This is a genomic window from Collinsella ihumii (genome assembly GCF_030385545.1).
In the GTDB taxonomy this organism is placed as follows: domain Bacteria; phylum Actinomycetota; class Coriobacteriia; order Coriobacteriales; family Coriobacteriaceae; genus Collinsella; species Collinsella ihumii.
In genome coordinates, this window is sequence record NZ_JAUEIQ010000009.1 from 1 (window position 1) to 25,909 (window position 25,909).

General features: G+C 64.8%; 18 protein-coding genes and 2 tRNA genes. 17 read left to right on the forward strand and 3 right to left on the reverse strand.

Going from position 1 to position 25,909, the window contains the following annotated elements; translation table 11 throughout:
- Window positions 1-391 precede the first annotated feature (391 nt).
- From QVN30_RS09060 to QVN30_RS09075, 4 genes are all read left to right on the forward strand, one after another.
- Window positions 392-823 (forward strand): double zinc ribbon domain-containing protein, encoded by a 432-nt coding sequence (locus tag QVN30_RS09060; RefSeq protein WP_066832716.1) that lies wholly within the window; start codon window positions 392-394, stop codon window positions 821-823.
- Between the two features lie 354 nt (window positions 824-1,177).
- On the forward strand, window positions 1,178-2,941 hold the full coding sequence (thrS, locus tag QVN30_RS09065; protein WP_289836149.1) for a threonine--tRNA ligase: 1,764 nt from the start codon (window positions 1,178-1,180) through the stop codon (window positions 2,939-2,941).
- Between the two features lie 195 nt (window positions 2,942-3,136).
- The gene (locus QVN30_RS09070; protein ID WP_289836150.1) at window positions 3,137-4,228 is read left to right on the forward strand and encodes a PLP-dependent transferase; all 1,092 of its coding nucleotides are present in this window, start codon (window positions 3,137-3,139) and stop codon (window positions 4,226-4,228) included.
- Between the two features lie 72 nt (window positions 4,229-4,300).
- Window positions 4,301-4,876 (forward strand): manganese efflux pump MntP, encoded by a 576-nt coding sequence (locus QVN30_RS09075; protein WP_087202441.1) that lies wholly within the window; start codon window positions 4,301-4,303, stop codon window positions 4,874-4,876.
- 97 nt (window positions 4,877-4,973) lie between these two features.
- Here the strand turns inward: QVN30_RS09075 and QVN30_RS09080 are convergent, their stop codons facing one another.
- Complete coding sequence (locus tag QVN30_RS09080; RefSeq protein ID WP_066832689.1) at window positions 4,974-5,306, reverse strand: winged helix-turn-helix domain-containing protein; 333 nt, start codon at window positions 5,304-5,306, stop codon at window positions 4,974-4,976.
- A 219-nt stretch (window positions 5,307-5,525) separates the two neighbouring features.
- On the opposite strand from QVN30_RS09080, the gene QVN30_RS09085 reads away from it, so the two are divergent.
- The 13 genes from QVN30_RS09085 to rpoD all read left to right on the forward strand — a co-directional run bounded on the left by QVN30_RS09085 (window position 5,526) and on the right by rpoD (window position 25,168).
- Window positions 5,526-7,037 carry an IMP dehydrogenase gene (locus tag QVN30_RS09085; protein WP_204539735.1) on the forward strand — a complete coding sequence of 504 codons (1,512 nt, stop codon included), beginning with the start codon at window positions 5,526-5,528 and terminating at the stop codon, window positions 7,035-7,037.
- A gap of 447 nt (window positions 7,038-7,484) precedes the next feature.
- The gene (locus QVN30_RS09090) at window positions 7,485-8,501 is read left to right on the forward strand and encodes a hypothetical protein (RefSeq protein WP_289836151.1); all 1,017 of its coding nucleotides are present in this window, start codon (window positions 7,485-7,487) and stop codon (window positions 8,499-8,501) included.
- Window positions 8,502-9,093: 592 nt separating this feature from the next.
- Entirely contained in the window at window positions 9,094-11,661 is a 2,568-nt protein-coding gene (leuS, locus tag QVN30_RS09095; protein WP_289836152.1) for a leucine--tRNA ligase, read from the forward strand.
- 402 nt (window positions 11,662-12,063) lie between these two features.
- Window positions 12,064-13,488: a sodium:solute symporter family protein gene (locus QVN30_RS09100; RefSeq protein WP_087202432.1), complete on the forward strand. Its 1,425-nt coding sequence runs from the start codon at window positions 12,064-12,066 to the stop codon at window positions 13,486-13,488.
- 262 nt (window positions 13,489-13,750) lie between these two features.
- The gene (gene rimP / locus QVN30_RS09105; RefSeq protein WP_066832671.1) at window positions 13,751-14,245 is read left to right on the forward strand and encodes a ribosome maturation factor RimP; all 495 of its coding nucleotides are present in this window, start codon (window positions 13,751-13,753) and stop codon (window positions 14,243-14,245) included.
- Window positions 14,245-15,495, forward strand: coding sequence for a transcription termination factor NusA (gene nusA, locus QVN30_RS09110; RefSeq protein WP_066832668.1), 1,251 nt, complete (start codon window positions 14,245-14,247; stop codon window positions 15,493-15,495). The genes rimP and nusA overlap by 1 nt, the downstream gene beginning before the upstream one ends.
- A 99-nt stretch (window positions 15,496-15,594) precedes the next feature.
- Window positions 15,595-18,288: a translation initiation factor IF-2 gene (gene infB / locus QVN30_RS09115; protein WP_289836153.1), complete on the forward strand. Its 2,694-nt coding sequence runs from the start codon at window positions 15,595-15,597 to the stop codon at window positions 18,286-18,288.
- A 12-nt stretch (window positions 18,289-18,300) separates the two neighbouring features.
- The gene (gene rbfA / locus QVN30_RS09120; protein ID WP_066832658.1) at window positions 18,301-18,702 is read left to right on the forward strand and encodes a 30S ribosome-binding factor RbfA; all 402 of its coding nucleotides are present in this window, start codon (window positions 18,301-18,303) and stop codon (window positions 18,700-18,702) included.
- Between the two features lie 6 nt (window positions 18,703-18,708).
- Window positions 18,709-19,752: a DHH family phosphoesterase gene (locus QVN30_RS09125; RefSeq protein WP_435051635.1), complete on the forward strand. Its 1,044-nt coding sequence runs from the start codon at window positions 18,709-18,711 to the stop codon at window positions 19,750-19,752.
- A 10-nt stretch (window positions 19,753-19,762) separates the two neighbouring features.
- Window positions 19,763-20,704, forward strand: coding sequence for a tRNA pseudouridine(55) synthase TruB (truB, locus tag QVN30_RS09130; RefSeq protein ID WP_289836154.1), 942 nt, complete (start codon window positions 19,763-19,765; stop codon window positions 20,702-20,704).
- Entirely contained in the window at window positions 20,701-21,702 is a 1,002-nt protein-coding gene (ribF, locus tag QVN30_RS09135; RefSeq protein ID WP_289836155.1) for a bifunctional riboflavin kinase/FMN adenylyltransferase, read from the forward strand. Before truB ends, ribF begins: the two co-directional genes overlap by 4 nt.
- Window positions 21,699-23,696, forward strand: coding sequence for a DNA primase (gene dnaG / locus QVN30_RS09140; RefSeq protein WP_289836156.1), 1,998 nt, complete (start codon window positions 21,699-21,701; stop codon window positions 23,694-23,696). Before ribF ends, dnaG begins: the two co-directional genes overlap by 4 nt.
- A 140-nt stretch (window positions 23,697-23,836) precedes the next feature.
- The gene (gene rpoD / locus QVN30_RS09145; RefSeq protein WP_066832650.1) at window positions 23,837-25,168 is read left to right on the forward strand and encodes an RNA polymerase sigma factor RpoD; all 1,332 of its coding nucleotides are present in this window, start codon (window positions 23,837-23,839) and stop codon (window positions 25,166-25,168) included.
- A 186-nt stretch (window positions 25,169-25,354) separates the two neighbouring features.
- Here rpoD and QVN30_RS09150 read toward each other — a convergent pair.
- Together QVN30_RS09150 and QVN30_RS09155 are read right to left on the reverse strand one after the other, a co-directional pair.
- A tRNA-Asn gene (locus QVN30_RS09150) sits at window positions 25,355-25,429 on the reverse strand.
- Window positions 25,430-25,661: 232 nt separating this feature from the next.
- Window positions 25,662-25,736 (reverse strand) — tRNA-Asn (locus tag QVN30_RS09155).
- Window positions 25,737-25,909: the final 173 nt, after the last annotated feature.

Here is a 25,909-nt window from a genome sequence, read left to right on the forward strand (position 1 = left end):
CCGACATGGGGCCTCCCCTTCGACTGCGGTGCGCGACCGCCGCTTGCGCTGACAACAACGATTGTCGCCCATCCCGCGGGCATCCGGGGAGGCTCCGACCGATCAGTTATCGGTCATATCTTCTAAAGAGGGTCAACAAGGGCTCTTAGCGTGCCAAACTGCCCTTTTTGTGACATCGGACCTCGACCTTTTCCAGATGGGTTGGAACGAACCCGTCCCCAACGAACCCATCCCGACAGCGGTGCAAAACATCTGCTGAGGGCAGGCGGCCGGCGCCCACGGGGACCGTGGGTATGTCGAAAGCGTGACGTGTCGCATAATACGCATAGCGCGGTATAGAATGTCGGCATGTTTGTGTGAACCGCGTTCGGGACAGAAAGGTTGTCCGGTCATGTCTGAGTATATCCAGGAGCTCATGTCGCCCCAGCTGATGGGCGCCATCTACCTGTTCGTCGGCTTCATCGCCGCGCTTTGGGTGCTCTCCATCGTCTACGTGTTCATCGATGCCAAGCGCCGCGGCGTGAAGGCGTTCTGGGCATGGGGCATCGTCTCGATCATCCCCTTCGTCGGTCTCATCGCGTATCTCGTGCTGCGTCCGAACTCCTACCTCGCCGACCGCGAGGAGCAGGAGCTCGACATGGCCCTGCGCGAGCGCCAGCTCGCCCAGTACGGGACCTGCCCGCAGTGCGGCGCGCCCATCGAGAAGGACTTCGTGGTGTGCCCCGTCTGCAACACGCAGGTGCGCAACGTCTGCCCCAGCTGCCATCGTCCGCTCGATGCGCATTGGAAGGTCTGCCCGTACTGCCGCACCCACATCCAGTAGAGCATGAAGCCCTCTGCCCGCAGGGGGCTTTTTCATGCGCGGTGCGCCGGACTACCGTCCCGCAGAAGCGCCGGGGGCGGGGGACTTTTTCTTATTTTATGTAACGCTTCGGGTTCTGACGTCCGCTCCGGTAGACCCGAGGGCCTGCAAGTGGTACAACTGTCTCACCCAAGATACGGAGAGGTTTGAAACCATGCAGCGAATCTTCGCTCACATAGCCCGAACTCAGACTATCTAGGCGTCTGTCTCATCGCATGGCCGGCAGGCCACGGACAGGCGCCGCATAACGCTCGTCGTCACCGTCTGACGCACGGGCTTTTTTCTTGGCTCCAACCAACCGAAAAGGGGATTCCCATGAAAGCACTGTATAACGACGGGTCTGTAGCCGAGCTGCCTGCAGACGAGGTCACGCACGTCGTCCGCCACTCCGCCGCCCACATCATGGCGCAGGCCATCAAGCGCCTGTACCCCGAGGCCGATTTCGCCTACGGCCCCGCCACCGACAACGGGTTCTACTACGACGTCGACCTGGGCGACAAGACGCTGTCCGAGGACGATCTTCCCGCCATCGAGGACGAGATGCGCAAGATCGTGAAGGAGAACCTCAAGTTCACGACCTTCGAGCTGCCCCGCGAAGAGGCCATCAAGCTCATGGAGGAGCGCGGAGAGAAGTACAAGGTCGAGCACATCGGCGATCTGGACGAGGACGCGCGCATCACGTTCTTCCAGCAGGGCGAGTACATCGACATGTGCGTCGGCCCGCACATCACCTACACGAAGGCCCTCAAGGCGTTCAAGCTTACCGGCGTGTCCGGCGCCTACTGGAAGGCCGACAAGAACAACAAGATGCTCACCCGCGTGAACGGCACCGCGTTCGCCACCAAGGAGGAGCTCGACGAGCACCTGCGCATGCTCGAGGAGGCCAAGAAGCGCGACCATCGCAAGATCGGCCGCGAGATGGACCTCTTCATGATGCGCGACGAGGCCCCCGGCTTCCCGTTCTTCCTGCCCAACGGCATGATCTTGAAAAACCAGCTGCTCGACTACTGGCGCGAGATCCACCACAAGGCCGGCTACGTCGAGATCTCCACGCCGCTCATCATGAACAAGCAGCTGTGGAAGACCTCCGGCCACTGGGACCACTACAAGGACAACATGTACTCCACCATCATCGATGACGAGGAGTACTGCATCAAGCCGATGAACTGCCCCGGCGGCGTGCTCGTGTACAAGTCGCATCCGCACAGCTATCGCGAGCTGCCCATCCGCGCCGGCGAGATCGGCCTGGTCCACCGCCATGAGCTCAAGGGCGCGCTGCACGGCCTGTTCCGCGTGCGCTGCTTCAACCAGGACGATGCGCACCTGTTCGTGCGTCCCGACCAGCTGACCGACGAGATCGTGGGCGTGGTGAACCTCATCGACTCCGTGTACCAGAAGTTCGGCTTCACCTACCACCTCGAGCTCTCCACGCGCCCCGAGGACTCCATGGGCTCCGACGAGGATTGGGAGCGCGCCGAGGCCGGCCTGCGCGAGGCGTTGGAGCGTCTGGGCAAAGACTACGTGATCAACGAGGGCGACGGCGCCTTCTACGGCCCCAAGATCGACTTCCATCTGGAGGACTCGCTTGGCCGCACCTGGCAGTGCGGCACCGTGCAGCTCGACTTCCAGATGCCCATCAACTTCGACCTGGAGTACACCGATGCCGACGGCGCCAAGAAGCGCCCGATCATGCTGCATCGCGTGGCCTTCGGTTCCATCGAGCGCTTCATCGGCATCCTGATCGAGCACTATGCGGGCAAGTTCCCGACGTGGCTCGCGCCCGTCCAGGTCAAGGTCCTGCCGGTGTCCGAGAAGAGCCGCGCGTACGCGCGCACGGTCGCCGAGAAGCTCGATGCCGCCGGCATCCGCGTGGTCGTGGACGACCGCGACGAGAAGATCGGCTACAAGATCCGCGAGGCCCGCGGCGTCGACCGCGTGCCCTACATGCTGATCCTGGGCGAGAAGGAGGCCGAGGCGGGCAACATCTCCGTGCGCGACCGCACGAACGAGACGCACGCCTCCACGGTCGAGGACTTCATCGCGCAGGTGAGCGCCGAGATCGCCGAGCGCCGCAGCTAAGTGCGCAAGGGCAGCCGCCGCGGGGGAGCCTCGCGGCGGCTTTTTCTTTTCTGCGGGCAGGTCGGCGGGCCTGGTGCCCCGCCTTCGTGCTAAGAAAAATGCTTGTAGCGGAAGATTAATCTGCCGTTTTGAACCGGGTGGCCGCATCGCCACAGGTATACTTGACACACGTCGTAAGGAGGGGGTTGGTCGAACGTGTCCGAGGCATTCAAGGGGCTCGCCGAGGCCTATGCATCGCTGCAGGGGGCGCGCTCCGCTTGGTTCGTTCGCGCTCGCCATGTCCCCGAGACTATCGCGAAGCTCGGGTTGATCGGCCCGTCCGACCGGCTCGTGGTCCGTGCGAACGATTTCACGGATGCGTACCTTCACCATTTCGGAAACGGCGTCCTGACGTTTGCGATGGACCAGACGCCCGAGGCGTTTCTCGACGCGACCCGCTCGTCCGCCCATCCCGCTGCCGGAGGCCCCAAGGAGGGGCACGCGTCCTACGCCGACGGCGCGGGCGCCCGCTATGACCGGTTGTTCTGGCTCGTGAACTCCATCGGCTGCCGCGGTCTTCGCGTCCCCGACATCCGCGTGCTCGCCGAGGCGGCGCACGAGGCCGGCGCCATCCTCATCGTCGACAACACCGTGGCCTCCGCATGGGGTTGCCAGCCGCTTTCCCTCGGCGCCCACATCGTGCTCGAGGCGCTCGACCGCGTCGCCGGCGGCGCCCTGCATGCCAAGGCGGTCGCCATCGCCGTCGCGCGCTCCGTTTCCGGCAAGGGGAGGAAGCGCCGCACGGACGAGCTCGCCCATCGCGCGTACTGCCTGCTCGCGCAGCGCCTGGGAGGGGAGTTCTCCCAGCTCGTGTTCAATGTGGACGATGCCGACCTCGCCATCATCAGCGAGGGCCTGCAGACGCTCGGCGAGCGCATGCAGCGTCACACGGACCATGCGCGCGTCATCGCCGAGTACCTCGCGGCCCATCCCTTGGTGCCGCAGACATGCTATCCGGGGCTCAAGTCCCATCCCGACCACGACGTCGCGGCGCGTACGCTCATGCACGGATTCGGCCCGGCGGTCGATTTCGAGCTGGCAGAGCGCATGAGCGCCGGAACGTTCATCAAGCGGTGCGCGGCGTCCCATCGCGACCGTCCCGCTGGCGGCCGCGCCACGCGCCTGTCCCCGCTGTGCGGAGACGAATCGCACTATATCCGCCTGTTCGCCGGCCTTGACGATCCTATCGATATCGTCGACAGCCTCGAGCAGGCCATGCGCCTGTACTGCAATCCTCCCCACGCCTGATGCACGCGCGGTCGAGCCGCTCCACAACTCCATAGCTGAACCAACAAGACCACAACATCGGGGGAGGATGTCATGGTCGATTCGTTTTCTGCCGCCAATCTGGTCGAGGCGCTCGTTTTGGGCGTCGCACTTGCCATGGATGCCATGGCCGTCACGTTGTCAAACTCTCTGTGCGAGCCGGACATGCCGCGCTCGAAGAAATTCGCTATGCCCGTCGCGTTCGCACTGTTTCAGATGGGCATGCCCATCGCGGGCTTTTTCGGCGGCACGCTCGTCGCCCCGCTCATCGAAGCCTATGCGGGCATCGTCTCGCTGGTGATTCTGGGCTTCGTCGGCGGCAAGATGGTCTGGGAGGCCGTGCACGAGATGCGCGAGCCCGAGAGCTGCAGCTCTTCGCGCCTGACGTGGCCCACCATCGGCATGGAGGCCGTCGCGACCTCCATCGACGCCTTCATCGTCGGCGTCTCGTTCGCCGCGAGCGGCAAGGATATCGTGCTGTACGGCGGCGCCATCGGGCTGACGACGTTCGCGTGCTGCCTCGCCGTGCTGCTCATCGGGCGCAAGCTGGGTGAGCATTTTGGCGCGCGTGCCCAGGTTGTGGGCGGTATCGTGCTCATCCTGATTGGCATCAAGGCGTTTTTGGGATAGGGGAGAGCCGTCCCGCGCGACAGCTACACGACGCAAACGTCACCCCCGGCGAGGCACGCCTTGCCGGGGGTGACGTTTGCCCTGTCGAGCTGTCGCGCTATCCGAGCTCGAGCTCGTGTACGCGGCGCTCGAGGATCTCGGTCACTTCCTGCTTGATGCTCCAGTAGACCTCGAGCGCGCGCTTGCCCTCAGGTGTCAGGGTCGATCCGCGCGCGCCGTCGCGGGCGAGCAGTTCGTAGCCGAGCTGGCCTTCAGCCTCCTTGATGATGCGCCACGCCTTGGAATACGCCATGCCCATGCGCTTGGCGGCGCGGTTGAGCGAGTGCTCCTCCTCGACACCGTCCATCAGGAGGGCGATGCCCTGTCCGAACGCGCCCGGAAGATTGTCGTCGCTTACGAACGTGAGACGCGCCCGTGCCTTGATCGCCATATCGCTCGCTCCCCTCGGGTAAAGCCCCTGCTGCGATTTTGCTCTTCGCGGAGCACAATCCGCGTGAAGATGCTACAAATTGCATTGTAGCAGCGGAGATTGCTCTACAATAGCCGCGAACCGGCCGCCATCCGGTTCATCGGCGAAACCGTGCGGCATGGGCTTTCGCGCCGCTGTGCGCGAGGCTCGATCGCACCCTACTCGAAAGAAGGAGTATCTATGGCAATGTTCTTCCCCGGTGAGTCCCATACATTTTCCGAGTATCTGTTGGTCCCGGGTTACTCGTCTTCCGAGTGCATCCCTGCAAACGTTTCGCTCAAGACCCCGCTCGTGCGCTTCAAGCGCGGCGAGGAGTCTGCGATCAATCTGAACATCCCGATGGTCTCCGCCATCATGCAGTCCGTTTCCGGCCCCGACATGGCCGTCTCCCTGGCGACCGAGGGCGGTCTGAGCTTCATCTACGGTTCTCAGACCCCCGAGCAGGAGGCCGCGATGGTCAAGGCGGTCAAGGACCACAAGGCCGGCTTCGTCGAGTCCGACTCCACCCTCACGCCCGACATGACCATGGAGCAGGTCATGGCGCTGAAGGAGCGCACCGGCCACTCCACCATGCCCGTGACCGATGATGGCAGCTCCCGCGGCCGCCTGCTCGGCATCGTCACGAGCCGCGACTACCGTCCCAGTCGCGACGACCACTCCAAGAAGGTCTCCGAGTTCATGACCCCGCGCGAGAAGCTCATCGTAGGCGACAAGGACATCACCCTCAAGAAGGCCAACGACGTGATCTGGGACAACAAGCTGAACGCCCTGCCCGTCGTCGACGACAACGACCACCTGGTCGGCATCGTGTTCCGCAAGGACTACGACAGCCACAAGTCCAACCCCAACGAGATGCTCGACGCCAACAAGCGCTACATGGTCGGCGCGGGCATCAACACGCGCGACTACGCCACCCGCGTGCCGCTGCTGGTCGAGGCCGGTGCCGACGTGCTGTGCATCGACTCCTCTGAGGGCTTCTCCGAGTGGCAGAAGCGCACCATCGAGTGGATCCGCGCCAACTACGGTGAGTCCGTGCGCGTGGGTGCCGGCAACGTCGTCGACGCCGACGGCTTCCGTTTCCTGGCCGACTGCGGCGCAGACTTCGTGAAGGTTGGTATCGGCGGCGGCTCCATCTGCATCACCCGCGAGACCAAGGGCATCGGCCGCGGCCAGGCCACCGCGCTCATCGACGTGTGCCGCGCGCGCGACGAGTACTTCGAGGAGACCGGCATCTACGTCCCGGTGTGCTCCGACGGCGGCATCGTCTACGACTACCACATGACGCTTGCGCTCGCCATGGGCGCCGACTTCATGATGCTCGGCCGCTACTTCGCCCGCTTCGACGAGAGCCCGACCGAGCGCGTCAACGTCAACGGCCAGTACATGAAGGAGTACTGGGGCGAGGGCTCCGCGCGCGCCCGCAACTGGCAGCGCTACGATCTGGGCGGCGCGCAGAAGCTCGCGTTCGTCGAGGGTGTCGACTCCTACGTGCCCTACGCCGGTTCTCTCAAGGACGGAGTGAACGCCACGCTGTACAAGATCAAGTCCACCATGTGCAACTGCGGTGCGCTCACCATCAAGGAGCTCCAGGACAAGGCTCGCCTCACGCTCGTCTCCTCCACCTCCATCGTCGAGGGCGGCGCGCACGACGTCGTCGTGAAGGACTCCCAGCAGACGGTGAGCTACAACTAAGCCTCGGTGGGCCTTTCCTTCGGGGTTCGCTTTCACGGATAGGTCGTTTCTTACGACGCGCCCTTGTGCGGAAAGTCGCGCAAGGGCGCGTCGTTGTCTTCAGAGGTAGCTGCGGACGAGAGGATCACTGAAAAAACGAGGGTATGAGTGCCTATAGGTTCAAAGGCCCTGAAAGCGCATCGACCACCGGGGGCGACATGCAGTCTACCTGCAAAAAGGTCATATCCGTTTGTGCCGTTTTGATCCACTTGAATGCACGGGCACTCAAATCCCCGTTTTTTCAGTGACTCTCATGGCTGCAACCACCTTTCTTCCGAATGAGTTCCTGCCGTAGGGTTCCTGCCGTAGCAAATATTCTGAGATACATATATTGTATGTACTATTCCAATATGATATGCTCGCAGCATGAAATGCGTACTTGGACATACTGCGGCTACAATATGGTACATGCGCCATAAGAATCCGAGAGAAATCGGCTCTCGATCGCTGCGCGCATCCCTGGCCTATGCCAGCATTCCGAGCGATGAGGTCATTCGCAAACTGCAATGGTTCCTCGATCTTGAGGATATTCCTTTGGATTTCTTGACCGATGATCCGCTGCTGCGCAGGAGGGGCAAGAGGGTATGCGCCCATCTATGTCGCGATTCGTTACCCCAGGGTTCGCTCATCGGGATACCTAGTGGCATAGACGACCTTTCCCTCTATATCACAAACCCTGAGCTTACGTTCGTGCACATGGCGGCCACATCAGACAAGCTTGGTGCTATCTATGCGGGCATGGCATTGTGCTCCGATTATCGAATCGAGCCGTTGGGAGCCGGCGGCATCGTTACCAGATCTTGTTCTGACGTACCACTGACATCGGTTTCCCGCATCGAACGATTTCTCGAGCGCGCGGGGTCGTTATACGGGGCACGAAAAGCACGAATCGCATTGCCCTACGTGCTCGAGCATTCCCGATCTCCCAAGGAATCGGGGCTTGCCATGTTCTACGGGCTTCCCCCAGCCCTCGGTGGGATGAAGCTGGGAACTGTTAGACTAAACCCCTGTATCAAAGTATTTACGGGACGCGATCTATTCGGTAAACCTCAGAGTGAAGAGCGCTATCCCGATATCCTGTTGACCTCGGTGAGTAAGTCCGGTGCTCGGCGGGACGTTGCATTTGATTACGATAGCGTCTCGGTTCACGAAGGGGACGCCAAGCTGCTTGACGACCGTCGTCGAGCGAATGCGATTGCCACGGTCGATTCGATCGTTCATTATTCGATTACCACCACGGATCTCGAGGATTTCGATTATCTGGTACTCATGGGGGAGCGGGCTCGTCGTGTGCTGAAGCTCGCTGCACGTCCAACCTTGCGCGTATCTCGCGAGAGCGAGGAGGGAAGGATGCAGCTCGCTCGATTTCGCTCTCGTCAGGATGACTTATGGAAGCGATTCGTGTTCAAGGGTCCAGGTTACTGAGCGAGGCCTTCCAAAATACGGGCACTAATCACCTCGGCTTGCTGTATGGGCCGACTCGATTGCTTCGGCGGCAGCGTATGCCTTTCCGGCATTCGCAGGGGCGCATCAACCGAGATGCGACTGCGTCCGGTAGTTTGAATCGAAAGAGTCGCTGAAAAAACGAGGTTTTGAGTGGCTACAGTTTCAAAGGCCCTGAAAGCGCATTGACCATCCGAAGCGGCATGCAGTCTACCTGCAAAAATGCCATGTCCGGTTGTACCGTTTTGATCTACTTGAATGCGCGGGCACTCAAATCCCCGTTTTTTCAGAGATATTAAGCCGTCTGTGTATCCCTTTCGTCTTCCGAACTTGATAAAACCCAGTCCCGCTGAACCATGTGACGTGCGCAAGATGCTGCAGGGGAGCGGCCTCCAAGGCGTCGCGCGAGATGCTGCGGGTGCGCCACGTGGCGTTGTGAATCGGTGGCCTCGATGATCACGCTCCATCATGCGGCCGATTTGCTAGAATTGTCGAGTTAGCCATATGGGCGGCCGGCATCGTGCCGACCCCGCTATTTTTTAGAAGATTCGCCAAGCCGTAAAGGAGCCCGTATATGTGCGACTGCACCGACCATAAGGAGATCCCCGCGTACGACGCCGCGGCGATCGAGACCAAATGGATCGAGGCGTGGGACCGCGACAACGTCTTCGCGGTGGACACCGATCCTAACAAGCCGAAAAAGTACGTGCTTGAGATGTTTCCGTATCCGTCGGGCGACCTGCACATGGGACACGCGCGCAACTACACCATCGGCGACGCCATGGCGCGCCAGGCCCGCATGCGCGGCTTCGACGTGCTGCATCCCATCGGCTTCGACGCGTTCGGCCTGCCCGCCGAGAACGCCGCCATCAAGCACAACACGCAGGCCGGCGCATGGACCTACAAGAACATGGACCAGGCGCTCGCCACGATGAAGCGCATGGGCTTCTCCTACGACATGGATCGTCTGGTTAAGACGTGCAGTCCCGATTACTATCGCTGGGGTCAGTGGATCTTCGAGAAGATGTGGGAGCGCGGCCTCGTCTACCGCAAGAAGAGCCCGGTCAACTGGTGCCCCACCTGCAAGACGGTTCTCGCCAACGAGCAGGTGACCGAGGGCAAGTGCTGGCGCTGCGGCTCCGAGCCCGAGAAGCGCGACCTCGAGCAGTGGTACTTCAAGATCACCGACTACGCGCAGGAGCTGCTCGACGACCTCGAGAAGCTGCCCGGCTGGCCCGAGCGCGTCAAGCAGATGCAGGCCAACTGGATCGGCCGCTCCGAGGGCGCCGAGGTCGATTTCACCCTGTGCGACGCCGACGGCGAGCCCATCTGCGGCGACGAGGGCAAGATCACCGTCTTCACGACGCGTGCCGACACGCTGTTCGGCTGCACGTTCTTCCTGCTCGCTCCCGAGTACGAGGGCCTGCACGACTTGGTCGCGGGCACCGAGTACGAGCACGACGTCATGGCGATCGTCGAGGGCGCGAAGAAGATCTCCGCGGTCGAGCGCGCCCAGGGCACCCTCGAGAAGCACGGTGCCTTCACGGGCCGCTACGTGGTGAATCCCGTGTCGGGCGCCAAGGTCCCCGTGTGGGTGGCCGACTACGTGGTTGCCGACTACGGCACCGGCGCCGTCATGGCGGTGCCCTGCGGCGACCAGCGCGACTTCGAGTTCGCCCGCAAGTACGACCTGCCCATCGTGCCGATTATCCTCATGGACGACGAGCTTGCCGCGCTCGAGGAGTCCGGCGAGTCCATCGACACCTATCATGCCGAGACCGTCGACTGGGACTGCGCGCACGCCGCCGAGGGCACGCTCGTCCAGTCCGGAAAGTACACCGGCATGCGTGGCGGCAAGCACTCCGAGGGCGAGGCCGCGATCGTGGCCGACCTCGAGGCCGCCGGCACCGGCCGCCGCAAGGTCGAGTTCCGCCTGCGCGACTGGCTGATCTCCCGCCAGCGCTACTGGGGCAACCCCATCCCGGCCATCCACTGCGAGCACTGCGGCATCGTTCCGGTTCCCGAGGACCAACTGCCCGTCATGCTGCCGGACAACCTCGACCTCGGTGCGGGCGAGACCCTTGCCGAGTGCGCCGAGTTCTACGAGACCACCTGCCCGGTTTGCGGCCGCCCGGCGCGCCGCGAGACCGACACCATGGACACCTTCACGTGCTCCAGCTGGTATTACCTGCGCTATTGCGACCCGCATAACGAGGAGCTGCCGTTCTCCAAGGATGCGGCGGACCGCTGGATGCCGGTCGACAACTACATCGGCGGCATCGAGCATGCGATCCTGCACCTGCTCTACTCGCGCTTCTTCACCAAGGCGCTGCGCGATATGGGCATGCTCGATGTGGACGAGCCGTTCACCAACCCGCTGTGCCAGGGCATGGTGAAAGACGAGAATGGCGAGACCATGTCCAAGTCCAAGGGCAACGTGGTGCCTCCCTCGAGCGTCATCGAGCCCTACGGCGCCGACACCATGCGCCTCGCCATCCTGTTCATCGCCCCGCCCGAGAAGGATTTCGACTGGGATCCCGACGCCGTCGCCGGCGCGAACCGCTTCCTCAAGCGCGCGTGGCGCATCGTGTGGACCCTCGCCAACGCCGCGGACGCCTCGGCGAAGGTGGACAAGGGCGCGCTCAGCCCCGTTGCTATGAAGCTCTACCGTGAGCGCCACCGCACGATTGCCAAGTGCACGGAGGACTTCGACCGCCAGCAGTTCAACACCGCCATCTCCGCGATCATGGAGCTCGTGAACGCCGCCAGCGCCTACATCAACGCGGGCGAGGAGCTCGACGGGGCGTTGAGCCAGCTGGTCGCGACCGACATCGTGTCGGTCATGGCGCCGATCTGCCCGTTCTGGGCAGACGAGCTGTGGCACGCGGCGCTCGGCCACGACAGCTACGCGTACACGGCGAGCTGGCCGGAGTTCGACCTCGCCGAGACGGTCGAGGACGAGGTCGAAATCGCGGTCCAGGTGCTCGGCAAGATGCGCGCCCACGCCATGGTCCCGACGAACGCCACGACCGAGCAGATGCAGGAGGCCGCCGTCGCCGTCGCCGGCAAGTGGCTCGAGGGCAAACAGATCGTCAAGGCGATCTGCGTGCCCGGCAAGCTCGTGAACCTCGTGGTGAAATAGCACCTCCAGCTGAGCGCCCCGCCATCGGCGGGGCGCTTTTTTATGCCGGCTCGGCCCGCTCCATGCAAATTTGGGGACGTACCTTCCGCATGCACTTGTGCATGCGGAAGGTACGTCCCCAAATTTGCAAAAGTGCATGCCGAAGGTACATCCCCCAATTTGCACGTTCTCGATATGCATGGGACGGTGCCGGTTTTGTCTCATACGACCAAAACGGAAAGTCCGTTAGCCTTCCAGACTGTTCGCCTGCCATTTCCTACCGTTCGCATAAGTTAACGGTTAAATTCACGGTCCGGCTCAAGGGCCGCGAAGCGTGCGTGATATTCTTTTCTCAGCTGGTCCAATAAACTTTTATTGCTCCAGAAGTTGTCCGATTTGGAAAAGGGGAGAGAAGGGACAAACATGCACCTGCAAACACAAGCACTGGTAATTGTGGTGGTGTACCTGGTTGTCATGCTGGGCATCGGCTTCATCGTCGGCAAGCTCAACATCAAGAACAGCGAGGACTACATGGTCGCAGGCCGTCGAATGGGCCTGTTCTTCGTCGCGTTCTCGCTGTCCGCGAACAACATCGGCGGCGGCTCGACGACCGGTCTCGCGCAGCGCGCGTACGGTGAGTGGGGCATCAGCGCCGTCTGGTACGTTCTCGCGGCGTCGATCGCGATGATCCCGCTCGCGTACTTCGCGCCGAAGATCCGCAAGACCATGGCCGTCACCATCCCCGAGGTCGTCGGCCGTCGCTTCGGCAACGTGTCGAGCTCCATCACCGCCGTGCTGTCCGTGCTCTCGCTGTTCTGCCTGACCTCCTCGCAGATCGCCGCCGCCGGCAGTGTCGTGTCCACGCTGCTCGGCATCCCCACGAACGTGGCGCTTGTCGCCGCCGGCTTCGTCGTGATCTTCTACACCACGTTCGGCGGCATGGTCGCCGACCAGGTGGCGGACCTCATCCAGTTCTGCGTCATCCTCGTCGGCCTCGCCATCGCGACGCCGTTCGTCATCGAGGGCTGCGGCGGCTGGGAGGCCGTCTCCTCCGCGCTGCCTCCGGCTCAGCTCGACTTCACGACCATCGGCGTCGTGACGATCATCGGATACATATTCAACTACTTCTGCACGTTCCTCGCCGGTCCCGAGATGGTCTCCCGCTTCGAGTCCGCCAAGGACGAGAAGACCGCCACGCACGCCGCTTGGCTGTCCGCCGTCCTGATGGCCGCCATGGCCTTCTTCCCGACGCTGCTCGGCCTGTGCGCCGCGGCCACCATGCCCGGTCTTCCGAATGAGGGCGCCAACGCCATGCTCGAGGTCACGACCTCGCATGCGCCCGAGTTCGTGGCGGGCATCGTCTGTGCCGCCATCATCTGCGCCACGATGTCGTCTGCCGACTCCAACCTGCTGTGCATGTCGACCATCATCATGAACGACCTGTACCTCAAGTTCGGCGGCCGCGAGCTCACCGATAAGCAGAAGGTGTTCTACACCCGCGCGTGCAACGTCGTGTTCGCTCTCATAGCCATCGGCATCTCGATGTTCGGCGTCCCGATCGTGACGATGAACACGTTCGCCTTCGGCATCCGCTGCGCCGGCCCGTTCGCGGCCTACGGTCTGGGCCTCGTGGTCAAGAACGCCACGAAGAACTCCGGCATCATCTCGCTGGTCGGCGGCACCATCGGCTTTTTGTTCTGGCAGTTCCTGTCCGGCGGCGACTTCCTGTTCGGCATCCTGCCCGTCGTGTTCGGCTGCTTCGTCTCCGTCGTGGTGTTCTTCGTCGTGAACGCCATCGAGTGGAAGCGCGGCGTTCCCGCGGCCCCGTCCGCCTACCTGGAGGAGTAGAGACCGTCATCGCGCAGATGACTCCCCTCGAGCCCCGCTCGTCAGAGCGGGGCTTTTTTCGTCGCCTTCACGCTGGAAAACCGCCGTTCGCCGAGTCGTTATGTGTGCAATTTGCGGAGGAAATCGCCGCAAAAACTGCCGCTCAGCGGGCATTTGCGCACATTTGGCCAGCTTATGATATGCTTGGGCGGCAATTGAAGCTGTAATGAAAAAGGAGTGCGGGCTCGCCCGCGCTTCTTTTTTCTGTATGGGGAGGTGTTGCATGGTCAAGAGCAAGCTGGAGCAGGACATCATCGATGCGCTCGAGGCGGTCGCGCCCGAGCACGGCATCGACATCGTCGACGTCGAGATCGTCGGGGCCACCAAGGCGCCGTGCGTGCGCGTTCGCATCGACCGCCTGGACGGCGAGGGCATTTCGCTCGATGAGGTCACTGCGCAGAACGCATGGGTGAGCGATGCCGTGGAGAAGCTCGATCCCATCTCGGGTTCCTACACCCTGGAGGTCTCGAGCCCCGGTATGGCGCGCCCGCTGCGTCGACCGTCCGATTTCGAGCGCTACATCGGAAGCGCGGTCGAGCTCGTGACCACGGCCACGGAGGGCCGCCGCAAGTTCAAGGGGACCATCGCGGCGACCGACGAGCAGGCGGTGACGCTCGAGCTCGAGGATGGCGAGCAGGTTTCGATTCCCCATGGAGACGTGAAGAAGTGTGCCTTGAAGCCGGTGTATGACTTCAAGGGCGGAAAGGGTGATAAGTAATGGCATCGGAGATGATGGAAGCGCTCATGGCGCTGTGCCAGGAGAAGCATATCGATCAGCTCTACCTCATCGACCGCTTGGAGCAGTCGCTGGCCAAGAGCTACGCCGAGATCCTCCACCTCGACTGGGGCGCCAAGGTCACCATCGACCGCTCCACGGGCAAGATCTACGTCTACAAGCTCATCCCCATCGACGACTCCATGGACGAAGAGGGCAACTACACCGAGTTCGAGGAGATCGACGTCACGCCCAAGGACACCTCGCGCATTGCGGCGCAGCACGCCAAGGCCGAGATCAACGCCATCGTGCGCAACTCCGCCCGCGAGCAGATCTACGAGGAGTTCTCGTCGCGTATCGGCGACATCATCACCGGTACCGTGCTGCAGTCCACCCCCGACTTCACCATCGTGAAGATCCGCGAGGGCGTCGAGGCCGAGCTGCCGCACTTCGACCAGCGCCGCTACGAGAACGAGCGCAACGAGCGCCCCATGGGCGAGCGCTACATGCACAACCAGCGCATCAAGGCCGTCATCATCGACGTGCGCGACCCGAACTCGACCGTGCAGCCCGTGCGCGGCGAGCACTCCCGTCCGCCGATCGTCATCTCCCGCACGCACCCGGCGCTTATCCGTCGCCTGTTCGAGCTCGAGGTCCCCGAGATCTACGAGGGCACCGTCGAGGTCATGTCCATCGCGCGTGAGCCGGGCCAGCGCTCCAAGGTCGCGGTCCGCTCGCTCGACGACCGCCTGGATCCGGTGGGCGCCTGCGTCGGCCCCAAGGGCAGCCGCGTGCGCACCGTCGTGTCCGAGCTGCGCGGCGAGCGCGTCGACGTCATCCTGTGGGACGAGGATCCCGCCGTCTACGTCGGCAACGCCCTGTCTCCCGCGAAGGTGACGCGCGTGCTCATCGACGAGGAGAAGAACTACGCCGGTGTCATCGTGCCCGACGACCAGCTCTCGCTCGCGATCGGCAAGGAGGGCCAGAACGCCCGCCTCGCCGCCCGCCTCACGGGCTGGCACATCGACATCAAGAGCGAGTCGCTCGCCGCCGACATCCTGCGCAACGTCCCGGTCGCTCCCGAGCCGGCGGAGGACCTGCTCTCCGACGAGGAGCCCGAGCGCTGCGCGTACGTGAGCTCCGACGGCGTGCGCTGCCGCAACCAGGCGCGTCCCGGTTCTCGCTTCTGCGGCGTCCATGATCCCGAAGGATTCGGAGAGGACGCCATCGAGGATGCCGAGGACCTCATCTAACGGGTAGCGCGTCCCGCCCGCGTTGCGGGGCGCACCCGAGATCGACCCGTTGGATTGCTGTGAGGGCGCCAGGCGCCCGAGAGGTAGGTGATTTGGCATATGGCAAAAGTTCGCGTATCTAGCCTTGCCAAGGAATTTGGAATGACGTCCAAGGAGCTGCTCGACCATCTCGCGGAGATGAAGATTCCCGCGAAGTCCGCGTCGAGCGCCCTTGAGGACGCGTATGTCTCCATGGTGAAAAAGAAGCTCGCTCCGGTGCTTGAGGCCCGCGCCGCCGAGATCGAGGCGCAGAAGCAGGCCGAGAAGGAGGCCGCTGAGCGCGAGGAGGCCGAGAAGGCCGCCGCCGCCGAGGCCGAGCGCATCGAGGCCGAGCGCCGTCGCGAGGAGGAGCGCCGTCTCTCCCAGGCCGCCATGGCCGCCGAGGAGGCCGCCCGCGCCGCTGCCGCCGAGGCCGAGCGCGCCGAGCGCGAGCGTGCCGCCGAGGCCGCCCGCCAGGCCGAGCTCGAGGCCAAGCGCCGCGCGGTGCCCGCTTCCGACTCCGGATCGCGCTTCCGCTCGCTGCTCGACCAGATCGCGCAGCAGGAGGTCGTGCTGAAGGAGAAGAAGGAGGCCGAGACCAAGAAGAAGGCCGACGCCGACGCCCCGCGCGCCGAGCGCGGTCGCGGCCGCAAGTCCGACCGCCGCGGCGGCGCTGCTGCCGAGAGCGCCGCGAGCGCCCCGCGCAGCCGCCGCTCGAACAGCGCGCCCGTCGTGCCCGCCGGTATGGACGTCCCCGCTCCCGAGAAGGCCGGTCGCGGCGGCAAGAAGCGCCGCGGCGGCCAGCAGGCCGATCAGCATAACGACCATTACTCCCGCATGGCTCGCGAGGCCGAGGAGTACAGCCGCGAGCGCGTCCTCGAGGAGGCCCGCGCCGCCGTCGAGGAGGCCAGCCGCGAGTCGACTGGCCGCCGCAAGAAGCGCAAGGAGAAGCGCGAGCGTGAGGCCGCCCAGATGCGCGAGGAGAAAAAGATCGAGGAGGCGCTCGCCCAGGGCGTGAACCCCGAGGACCTCGACGCCGTGCGCGTCTCCCAGGGCGTCACCGTCCAGGAGCTCGCCGAGGCCCTGGACGTCTCCCCGAACGACATCATCAAGCGCCTGTTCCTGCTGGGCACGCCGCTCACCATGACGCAGTCCATGTCCGACGACCTCGTCGAGCTCGTCGCCGACGACCTGGGCCGCCAGATCAAGATCGTCACGCCGGAGGAGGAGAACACCTTCAGCTTCTACGACGACCCGAAGGACCTGAAGCCCCGCCCGCCGGTGGTCACCGTCATGGGCCACGTCGACCACGGCAAGACGAGCCTGCTCGACGCTATCCGCCATACCGGCGTCGCGACCCACGAGGCCGGCGGCATCACGCAGCACATCGGCGCGTCCCAGGTCATGATCAACGGTCGCCAGATCACGTTCGTCGACACCCCGGGCCACGAGGCGTTCACCGCCATGCGCGCCCGCGGCGCCAAGATCACCGACGTTGTCGTGCTGGTCGTCGCCGCGGACGACGGCGTCATGCCGCAGACCGTCGAGGCCATCAACCACTCCAAGGCCGCCGGCGTCCCCATCGTCGTCGCCGTCAACAAGTGCGATAAGCCCGATGCGAACCCCGACCGCGTGCGCCAGGAGCTCGTCGAGTACGGCGTCATCCCCGAGGAGTGGGGCGGCCAGAACATGTTCGTGAACGTGTCGGCGCGCCAGAAGACCGGCATCGACGACCTGCTCGAGACCATCCTGCTCCAGGCGGACGTCCTCGAGCTCAAGGCCAACCCCGACACCTTCGCCTCCGGCTACATCATCGAGGCCAAACTCGACCGCGGCCGCGGCCCCGTCGCGACGGTACTCGTCAACCGCGGCACCCTGCACGTGGGCGACACCCTCGTCGCGGGCATGAGCTACGGCCGCGTGCGCGCCATGCTCGACCAGCACGGCAACAACGTCAAGGAGGCCAAGCCCTCCGACGCCGTCGAGATCCTGGGCCTGAACTCCGTGCCCGCCGCCGGCGACGAGTTCCGCGTCTTCGAGGACGAGCGCGACGCGCGCGACCTCGCCGAGCAGCGCTCGCTCAAGGCGCGCATCGAGGAGCAGAACAAGGTCAAGCACGTCACGCTCGAGACCCTGTTCTCCGAGATGAGCGAGAACGAGCTCGCCGAGCTCAACCTCGTCGTCAAGGCCGACGTCCAGGGCTCCATCGAGGCGCTCGCCGACGCGCTGGGCAAGATGGACCAGTCCGAGGTCCGCATTAACATCATCCACTCCGCCGTCGGCGCCATCTCCGAGACCGACGTCGTGCTCGCGGCCGCCTCGAACGCCATCATCATCGGCTTCGGCGTCCGCCCGCAGGGCAAGGCGCGCGACCTGGCCGAGAAGGAGAACGTGCAGATCAAGACCTACTCGATCATCTACAAGGCGATCGAGGACATCGACGCCGCCCGCGTCGGCTTGCTCAAGCCCACCGAGGAGGAGGTCCGCACCGGCGAGGCTGAGGTCCGCGAGACCTTCCGCGTGCCCAAGGTCGGCCTCATCGCCGGCTGCATGGTCACCGAGGGCGAGATCGAGCGCACCGACTCCGTGCGCGTCGTCCGCGACGGCGTCGTGGTGTTCGACGGCTCGTTTGCCTCCATGCGCCGCTTCAAGGATGACGTCAAGAGCGTCAAGGCCGGCTACGAGTGCGGTCTGGGCATCGAGAAGTTCCAGGACATCAAGGTGGGCGACATCCTCGAGGCGTACAAGGTCGTCGAGGTCGCCCGTACGGAGTAAGGGAGGCGCACGTTGAAGCAGACAGCCGCTACCCGACGCACCGGAGAGCAGCTTCGCGAGAAGCTCGGTTACATCCTGCTGTTCGAGATCTCCGATCCGCGCCTGGACCTCGTGACCCTCACGGGCGCCGAGGTCAGCGTGGACCGCACCTACGCGCGCGTCTACGTGTCGTGCGACCGGGAACGCTACGGCGAGGTCATGGAGGCGCTGGAGAGCGCCCGCGGCCGCATCCGCAGCCTGCTCGCCCGCTCGCTGGACTGGCGCACGGTGCCCGAGCTCGATTTCCGCATCGACCAGTCCACCGACGAGGCGGAGGCCATCGCCCGCGCGCTCGAGAACGTCCCGGCCACCATGGCGGTCGAGAAGGACGAGGAGGGCTATCCCATCCAGCCCGCGAGCGATGAGGAGGCCTGAGTCTCGATGGGCATGTGCAAGGAGGCGCTTTCGCCTGATCTTGTGAACGACTACCAGCGCATCCTCAAGTTCATCGAGGACGCGTCGTGCATCGCCATCTCGGGCCACACCTCGCCCGATGGCGATGCCCTGGGGTCGGTGCTCGGCTTAGGCATGGCCCTGGTCGAGCGCTATCCCAAAAAGGACGTCGTCTTCCTGCTGGCCGATCGCGGCTGCGTGCCGCGCATCTACCAGTTCATGGCAGGATCGGAACGGTTCGTGTGCGCCGCCGACACGGCGTGCGCACCCGACCTGTTCATCTCCGTCGACAGCCCCACGCTCGAGCGCCTGGCCGATTCCGTCCAGGTGGTGGAGCGGTCCCGCAACGTCGTGTGCTTCGACCACCATCCGGCGCGCGAGGAGTTCGCCGACGTCTGCGTGCGCCGTCCGGCTGCCGCGGCGACGGCCGTGCTCATTGAGGAGTTCCTCGCGTGGGCGGGCATCCCCTGCAACAAGTCCACCGCGACCAGCCTGCTGTGCGGCCTCATGACCGACACGGGCCGGTTCCAGTACCAGAACGCCGACCCCGCCGCATTCGCCTGCGCGGCGCGCCTGGTCGACGCGGGCGCCGACCCCTCGCTGATCGCGCTCGAGGTCTACCAGAGCCAGCGGCTCGAGTACCTCAAGCTCGAATCGCTCGTCATGAGCCGCATCCACACCGTCGCGCACGGGCGCGTCGCCTACAGCTACGCCTACGCCTCCGACCTGACCTTCTACGGGGTCACGGCGGACGAGTGCGACGGCCTGGTTGACGTGGTCCGCTCGGTGCGCGGCGTGGAGGTCTGCCTGTTCGTGAAGGAGACCGAGTGCTGCCACAAGGTGCGCGGCAACCTGCGCTCCAAATGCGATCTGGACGTCTCGGGCATCGCCGCCCGCTTCGGCGGCGGCGGTCACGCGGCGGCGGCGGGCTTCACCTACGAGGGCAGTATCGTTGAGACCCTGAACGATGCGCTCCCCATGCTCTGCGAGCTGGTGGGGGAGAGCGCCGCGGGTCTTCACGTCGAGCTGTGACAGGACGTTTATGGCAAAACGCACAATTTCCGATTTGAACCTGCTGCTTGCCGTCGACAAGCCTCAGGGCTGCACCTCGCACGACGTCGTTGCGCGTGCGAGGCGCGCCGTTTCTGAGCGCCGTATCGGGCATGCCGGCACCCTCGACCCGCTCGCCTCGGGCGTGATGGTGCTGGGGCTCGGTCAGGGCACGCGCCTGCTCGGCCGCATCACGCAGGACACCAAAAGCTATATCGCCGACGTGACGTTCGGCTTCGAGACCAATACCGACGACGCGGAAGGGGAGCCGACGCGGACCGTCGAGCCCGCCGCGGAGCTGTTCGATGCCGCCGCGGCCGCCCGCGCGCTCGCCTCCACCGTCGGTCCGCAGATGCAGGTGCCCCCCGCCTTCTCCGCCATCTCGGTGGGAGGGGTTCGCTCCTACAAGCGGGCCCGCGCGGGCGACGCCGTCGAGCTCCCGGCGCGGCCCATCGAGGTGCGCGCCGCCACCTTGATCTCGGTGAGCGAGGTCGACGGCGCGCCCGTGTGGACCGTCGCCTACACCGTCAGCAAGGGGACCTACATCCGCGCCCTGGCGCGCGATCTGGGCCGCATGCTCGATGCCGCCGCCCACGTCTCGTCGCTGCGCCGCACGGCGTCGGGTTCGGTCACGCTCGCCTCGTGCGTGTCGCTCGACGACCTGTCGCCCGAGACGGCGCGCGCGAAGATGCTCGACCCCGTGGAGGTCCTCGGCGTGCCCGCCATCGCGGTCGAGGGGCGCCATCTCGACGACATCGCCTGCGGCAGGAGGCTGCCCGGCGGCCTGATGGCGACGGCCGACAGGGCGGTGGGCGAGGGCGACACGGTCGCGCTCGTGAACGGGGGCGCCCTGCGGGCGCTCGGCCGCGTCGAGGCGGGGCGCATCGCGATGTCCGACGTCTTTCCGCAGCCCATCTGCGGGGTGCGCCCATGATGCCGGAGGTGCGCGAGCTGCGCCGCGACTTCCTGCGCGAGGACGGGTCTGCGGCCCTCGTCAGGCTCGATGACGGCGCCGCGGAGCCGCTCGGCGACGCCGTCATCGCCATCGGGGCGTTCGACGGGTTCCATATCGGGCATCAGAAGCTCATCGCCCGCACCGTCGCCGACGCCCGCGCGCGCGGGATGCGCGCCTGCGCGGTCACCTTCGACCCCGATCCCGATTGCGTCGTGGGGCCGGGCCCGGCCCCGAAGCTCATGCTCCGAGACGACCGGCTCTTTGCACTTCGCGCCAGCGGGGTCGATGCCGTCGTCGTGGTGCCGTTCACGCGCGAGCTCGCGGCGCTCGACCACGTCGCCTTCTTCTCTGACGTGCTGTCGCCCGTCATGGACGTACGCGCCGTGCACGTGGGCTGCGACTTTCGCCTGGGGCGCGGGGGCGCCTCGACGGTGGAGGTCATGCGGGCGTGGGGCGCCGCGCGCGGCATCGAGGTCACCGGCCACAGCCTGGTGCTCGCCGACGGCTCCGCGGTCACGGCGACGCGCATCCGCGCGCTGCTGGCCGAGGGGCTCGTCGAGGACGCGCGCGCCGAGCTGGGGCGCCGCTTCATGATGCGCGGCACGGTCGGCTCGGGTCGCGGCCAGGGCACCGGCATGGGGTTCCCGACGGCAAACATCGCCGTTCCCGCAGGGCTCGTGTGGCCTAAGGACGGCGTGTACGCCTGCTTGGCCGAGCTCGACGGCGTCGTGTGGCCCGCCGCGGTGAACGTCGGCATCCCTCCGACCTTCGCTGGGCTCCCCGGCGCCTCGAAGCTGGAGGCGAACCTGATCGGCTTCTCGGGCGATGTGCGCGGCTCGGCCGTCTCGCTCGCCTTCTGCCGCCGCCTGCGCGACTCGCGGGTTTTTGGCTCCGAGCGCGAGCTGATTGACACCGTGATGGGTAATATCCAAGATATCCGGGACGAATACGGTGAAAGCGGGGTGTGTATCGCATGATCTCCGATGAGGACCGCGAGCGCGTGCGCGCGGCGACCGATCTTGTGCAGCTGGTCCAGGAGACCGTCGAGCTCCGCCCGCGCGGCCAGGAGTTCTGGGGCTGCTGCCCCTTTCATGGCGAGAAGACCCCGTCGTTCCACATCATCCCCGCGACGCAGGTGTGGCACTGCTTCGGGTGCGGCGAGGGCGGCGACGTCTTCAGCTACGTCATGAAGCGCGAGAACCTCACGTTTCCCGATGCCATCCGCTACCTTGCCGATCGGGCCGGCATCGAGATCGCCGACGACGCGCCCACGGCGCGCCGCGGCACCAAGCGCACCCGCATCATCGACGTGTGCGAGGAGACGTGCGCGTTCTACCACACCATGCTCATGCGCGGCAAGGACGGGCGCGGCCGCACCTACTTCGCCTCGCGCGGCCTGGGCTCCGATATCTGCCAACGCTACCGGCTGGGCTTCGCCCCGGGGCGCGGGGCGCTCGTCGCCCACCTCTCGTCCAAGGGCTTCACCCCGCGCGAGATGGTCGACGCCAACGTGGCGATCAAGCGCGACCGGGGCAATCTCGCGGACCGCTTCTACGAGCGCGTGATGTTCCCCATCTTCGACGAGCAGGGGCGCTGCATCGCGTTCGGCGGCCGCATCATGGGTGCGGGCGAGCCGAAATACCTCAACACCGCGGAGACCCCGGTCTTCCACAAGAAGCGCAACCTCTACGGCTTCAACTGGGCCAAGGAGCATATCGTCGCGGCCAACGAGGCGATCGTGGTCGAGGGCTACACCGATGCAATCGCGTGCTGGGAGGCGGGGATCAAAAACGTCGTCGCGACGCTCGGCACGGCGCTCACCGAGCACCACGTCAAGACGCTGACCCGCTTTGCCAAGCGCATCGTCTACCTGTTCGACGGCGACGCGGCCGGTCAGAGGGCGGCCGAGCGCGCCATCCAGTTCGTCGAGACCGGCTCGGTTGACCTGCGCTGCGTCATCTTGCCCGACGACCTGGATCCGGCGGACTTCCTGCGCGACCGGGGAGGGGAAAAGCTGCGCGCGCTCCTCGATGCCGCCGAGCCGCTCATGGACTTCGTGTTCCGTAAGCTCGAGGACCGCAGCGACGTGTCGACGCCCGGCGGGCGGGCACGTGCGCTCGAGGACGCGTGCCGGCTCATCTACCCGCTGCGCGACAGCTACATGATCGACACGTACTACATGCAGATCGCAGACCGCCTGGGGGCCGACGTGGACATGGTGCGCCAGTCGGCGACCAAGGTGTTCCGTCAGGTCGCCCAAGAGGAGCAGACCGCCAAGACGCGCGAGCGCAACCGCGAGCGCGCCCAGCGGGCGGTGTCGGATCGCCGCGGGGAAGACGCGCGCCCGGTCGCGCCGGCGCCTGAGGCCATGGATGCATGGGAGGGCGCTCCCGTGGAGGAGGAGCCCTACGACTACGTGCCCGCCGAGGCCCAGGCGGCGCCCGCGTCCTTCGCGCCCACAGCACCTTCGCAGCCCGCGGCGCCCCTGACCGAGCTCGAGCGCCGTTCGCTTGCGGGCGAGCGCGAACTCGTCTGCCTGCTCGCGAGCTACCCCGACAGCTTTCGCGCGTTTGCCGACCGCATCACCGAGATTTCGTGGATCGACCCGCGCAACGAGACGATCGCGTGGGCGGTGCTCGCGACCCCCGAGGGGACGCCGGTTCCCGAGGTGATGAGCTCGGTGCGCAGCGTCTGCCCCGAGGCGTCAAAGCTGGTGAGCGCGGGAACGATCGACGCGACGAGCGCCCACCCCACCGAGACGAACATCGAGTTTCTGCTCGACACACTCGAGCTCTACACGATTCGCCGCCGCATGCGCGCCGCTCAGGCCCGCCTGCGAACAGACCGCACCCTGAGCGCGGAGGAGCGGCGCGACATGACCATCAAGGCCACGCAGGACGCGGCGCGCGTGCGCGAGCTCGAGCGCGCCGTCGAGGGCGTTGCCGATCCGTTCCGGACCCTCGGGTCGTGATCGGATGAACCCGTCCGCCTTCAGTCTGCGTGCCGTATGCCGTATATCCGTAAAATACTTGACGGATGCACGATATTCGGCTAGGCGGGTATAGAACGTTGTGCTAAAGTTGAGAGTCCTGTGTCATGAAGGGAGAATCTGTGCCAAAGAAGACCGAAAGCACGAGTGCCGATCTCAATTCGTACCTCGATAAGCTTCTGGACCAAGGCTCAAGGTCCGGTTCAGTCACCGAAGACGATATCCAGATCGCGCTCAAAGATGTCGATGTGTCCGATGCACAGCTGAACTCCGTCTACCGTAGCCTGCGCGACCATGGCATCGAAGTCATTTCCGCCAGCGGGGACGATGACGATACGTCCCTCGATATCGGCGACTCCGATGTGTTGGATGACGACGAGCTGGGCGACGAGAGCATTGAGGACCATGAGATCAAGGTAGCCAAGAACGCCGACGCCGAGATGGCCTCGGCGCGGACCAAGCGCAAGTCGCGCGTCCGCACCTCGCGTTCCCGCTCCCGCGCGCGCGGCATCGACGCGTCCACCGTCATGCTCACCGGCGACCCGGTCCGCATGTACCTGAAGGAGATCGGCAAGGTCGACCTGCTGACCGCAGCAGACGAGGTCGACCTGGCCATGAAGATCGAGGCCGGCCTGGACGCTACCAACAAGCTCGAGGCCGCCGAGGCGGGCGAGATCGAGCTGACGCGCGCCGAGATGCGCCGCCTGACCCGCGTCGAGCAGGTGGGCCTGGAGGCAAAGCAGGCGCTGATCTCGGCGAACCTGCGCCTGGTCGTCTCCATCGCCAAGCGCTACGTGGGCCGCGGCATGCTCTTCCTCGACCTCATCCAGGAGGGCAACCTCGGTCTGATCCGCGCGGTAGAGAAGTTCGACTACGAGAAGGGCTTCAAGTTCTCCACCTACGCGACGTGGTGGATCCGTCAGGCGATCACGCGTGCCATCGCGGACCAGGCCCGCACGATCCGCATCCCGGTCCATATGGTCGAGACCATCAACAAGCTCGTCCGCGTGCAGCGCCAGCTGCTGCAGGATCTGGGCCGCGACCCGACGCCGGAGGAGATCGGCGCCGAGATGGACATGAGCGCCGATCGCGTGCGCGAGATCCAGAAGATCTCCCAGGAGCCCGTCTCGCTCGAGACGCCTATCGGTGAGGAAGAGGATTCCCAGCTGGGCGACTTCATCGAGGACTCCAACGCCGAGGTTCCGCCCGATGCCGCGAGCTTCTCCATGCTTCAGGAGCAGCTCACCCAGGTGCTCGACTCGCTCGCCGATCGCGAGCGCAAGGTCATCGAGCTGCGCTTCGGTCTCGTCGACGGCCATCCGCGCACGCTCGAGGAGGTCGGGCGCGAGTTCGGCGTCACGCGCGAGCGCATTCGCCAGATCGAGTCCAAGACGCTGGCCAAGCTTCGCCACCCGAGCCGTTCGAGCAAGCTCAAGGACTACATCGAAAGCTAGCAGAAAAGCCCCCGCAACCCGGGGGCTTTTTAGTGCAAACAGGGGGACGTACCTTCCGCTTGCACTTTTGCAAATTGGGGACGTACCTTTTGCGTGCACAAATGCATGCAAAAGGTACGTCCCCAATTTGCACGGTGGCGCGGCAAAGAAAAACCCCGCCAGCTGGGCTGACGGGGCGTCGGATTCTGGCTCCTCGAGTAGGACTCGAACCTACAACAACGCGGTTAACAGCCGCGGGCTCTACCATTGAGCTATCGAGGAATATGTGCTCGCTCGCAAGCAACAGTGATTAGTATATTCAATTCTTCCGCGTGCGCAACCCCTGAATAAGAAAAAAGAAAAACGATGCCAGACGAGCCAACATGCAAATTGGGGGACGTACCTTCCGTTTGCATTTTTGCATGCGAAAGGTACGTCCCCCAATTTGCACTCCCGGGGTGCAGGGTGCGGCAAAGAAAAACCCCGCCAGCTGAGCTGACGGGGCGTTGGATTCTGGCTCCTCGAGTAGGACTCGAACCTACAACAACGCGGTTAACAGCCGCGGGCTCTACCATTGAGCTATCGAGGAATATGTGCTCGCTCGCAAGCAACGGATTTAAGTATAGGCAAATCCCCCGTGCGCGCAAGACCTTTCTTTCAGTTTTTTGCGGCAGTCGGTCGCAGCGAGCAGAAAAACACGGGTATAGCAGCGGCTATCATACCGAAAAGCAGGCAAATCCGACCATACATCGGCACATGGGA

Coding starts and splice junctions, on each gene's coding strand:
- rimP (WP_066832671.1), top strand. CDS start 13,751: ATGGTCAAGAGCAAGCTGGAGCAGGACATCATCGATGCGCTCGAGGCG.
- infB (WP_289836153.1), top strand. CDS start 15,595: ATGGCAAAAGTTCGCGTATCTAGCCTTGCCAAGGAATTTGGAATGACG.
- QVN30_RS09090 (WP_289836151.1), top strand. CDS start 7,485: ATGCGCCATAAGAATCCGAGAGAAATCGGCTCTCGATCGCTGCGCGCA.
- truB (WP_289836154.1), top strand. CDS start 19,763: ATGGCAAAACGCACAATTTCCGATTTGAACCTGCTGCTTGCCGTCGAC.
- QVN30_RS09080 (WP_066832689.1), bottom strand. CDS start 5,306: ATGGCGATCAAGGCACGGGCGCGTCTCACGTTCGTAAGCGACGACAAT.
- QVN30_RS09060 (WP_066832716.1), top strand. CDS start 392: ATGTCTGAGTATATCCAGGAGCTCATGTCGCCCCAGCTGATGGGCGCC.
- QVN30_RS09075 (WP_087202441.1), top strand. CDS start 4,301: ATGGTCGATTCGTTTTCTGCCGCCAATCTGGTCGAGGCGCTCGTTTTG.
- dnaG (WP_289836156.1), top strand. CDS start 21,699: ATGATCTCCGATGAGGACCGCGAGCGCGTGCGCGCGGCGACCGATCTT.
- thrS (WP_289836149.1), top strand. CDS start 1,178: ATGAAAGCACTGTATAACGACGGGTCTGTAGCCGAGCTGCCTGCAGAC.
- QVN30_RS09085 (WP_204539735.1), top strand. CDS start 5,526: ATGGCAATGTTCTTCCCCGGTGAGTCCCATACATTTTCCGAGTATCTG.
- leuS (WP_289836152.1), top strand. CDS start 9,094: ATGTGCGACTGCACCGACCATAAGGAGATCCCCGCGTACGACGCCGCG.
- QVN30_RS09125 (WP_435051635.1), top strand. CDS start 18,709: ATGGGCATGTGCAAGGAGGCGCTTTCGCCTGATCTTGTGAACGACTAC.
- ribF (WP_289836155.1), top strand. CDS start 20,701: ATGATGCCGGAGGTGCGCGAGCTGCGCCGCGACTTCCTGCGCGAGGAC.
- QVN30_RS09100 (WP_087202432.1), top strand. CDS start 12,064: ATGCACCTGCAAACACAAGCACTGGTAATTGTGGTGGTGTACCTGGTT.
- nusA (WP_066832668.1), top strand. CDS start 14,245: ATGGCATCGGAGATGATGGAAGCGCTCATGGCGCTGTGCCAGGAGAAG.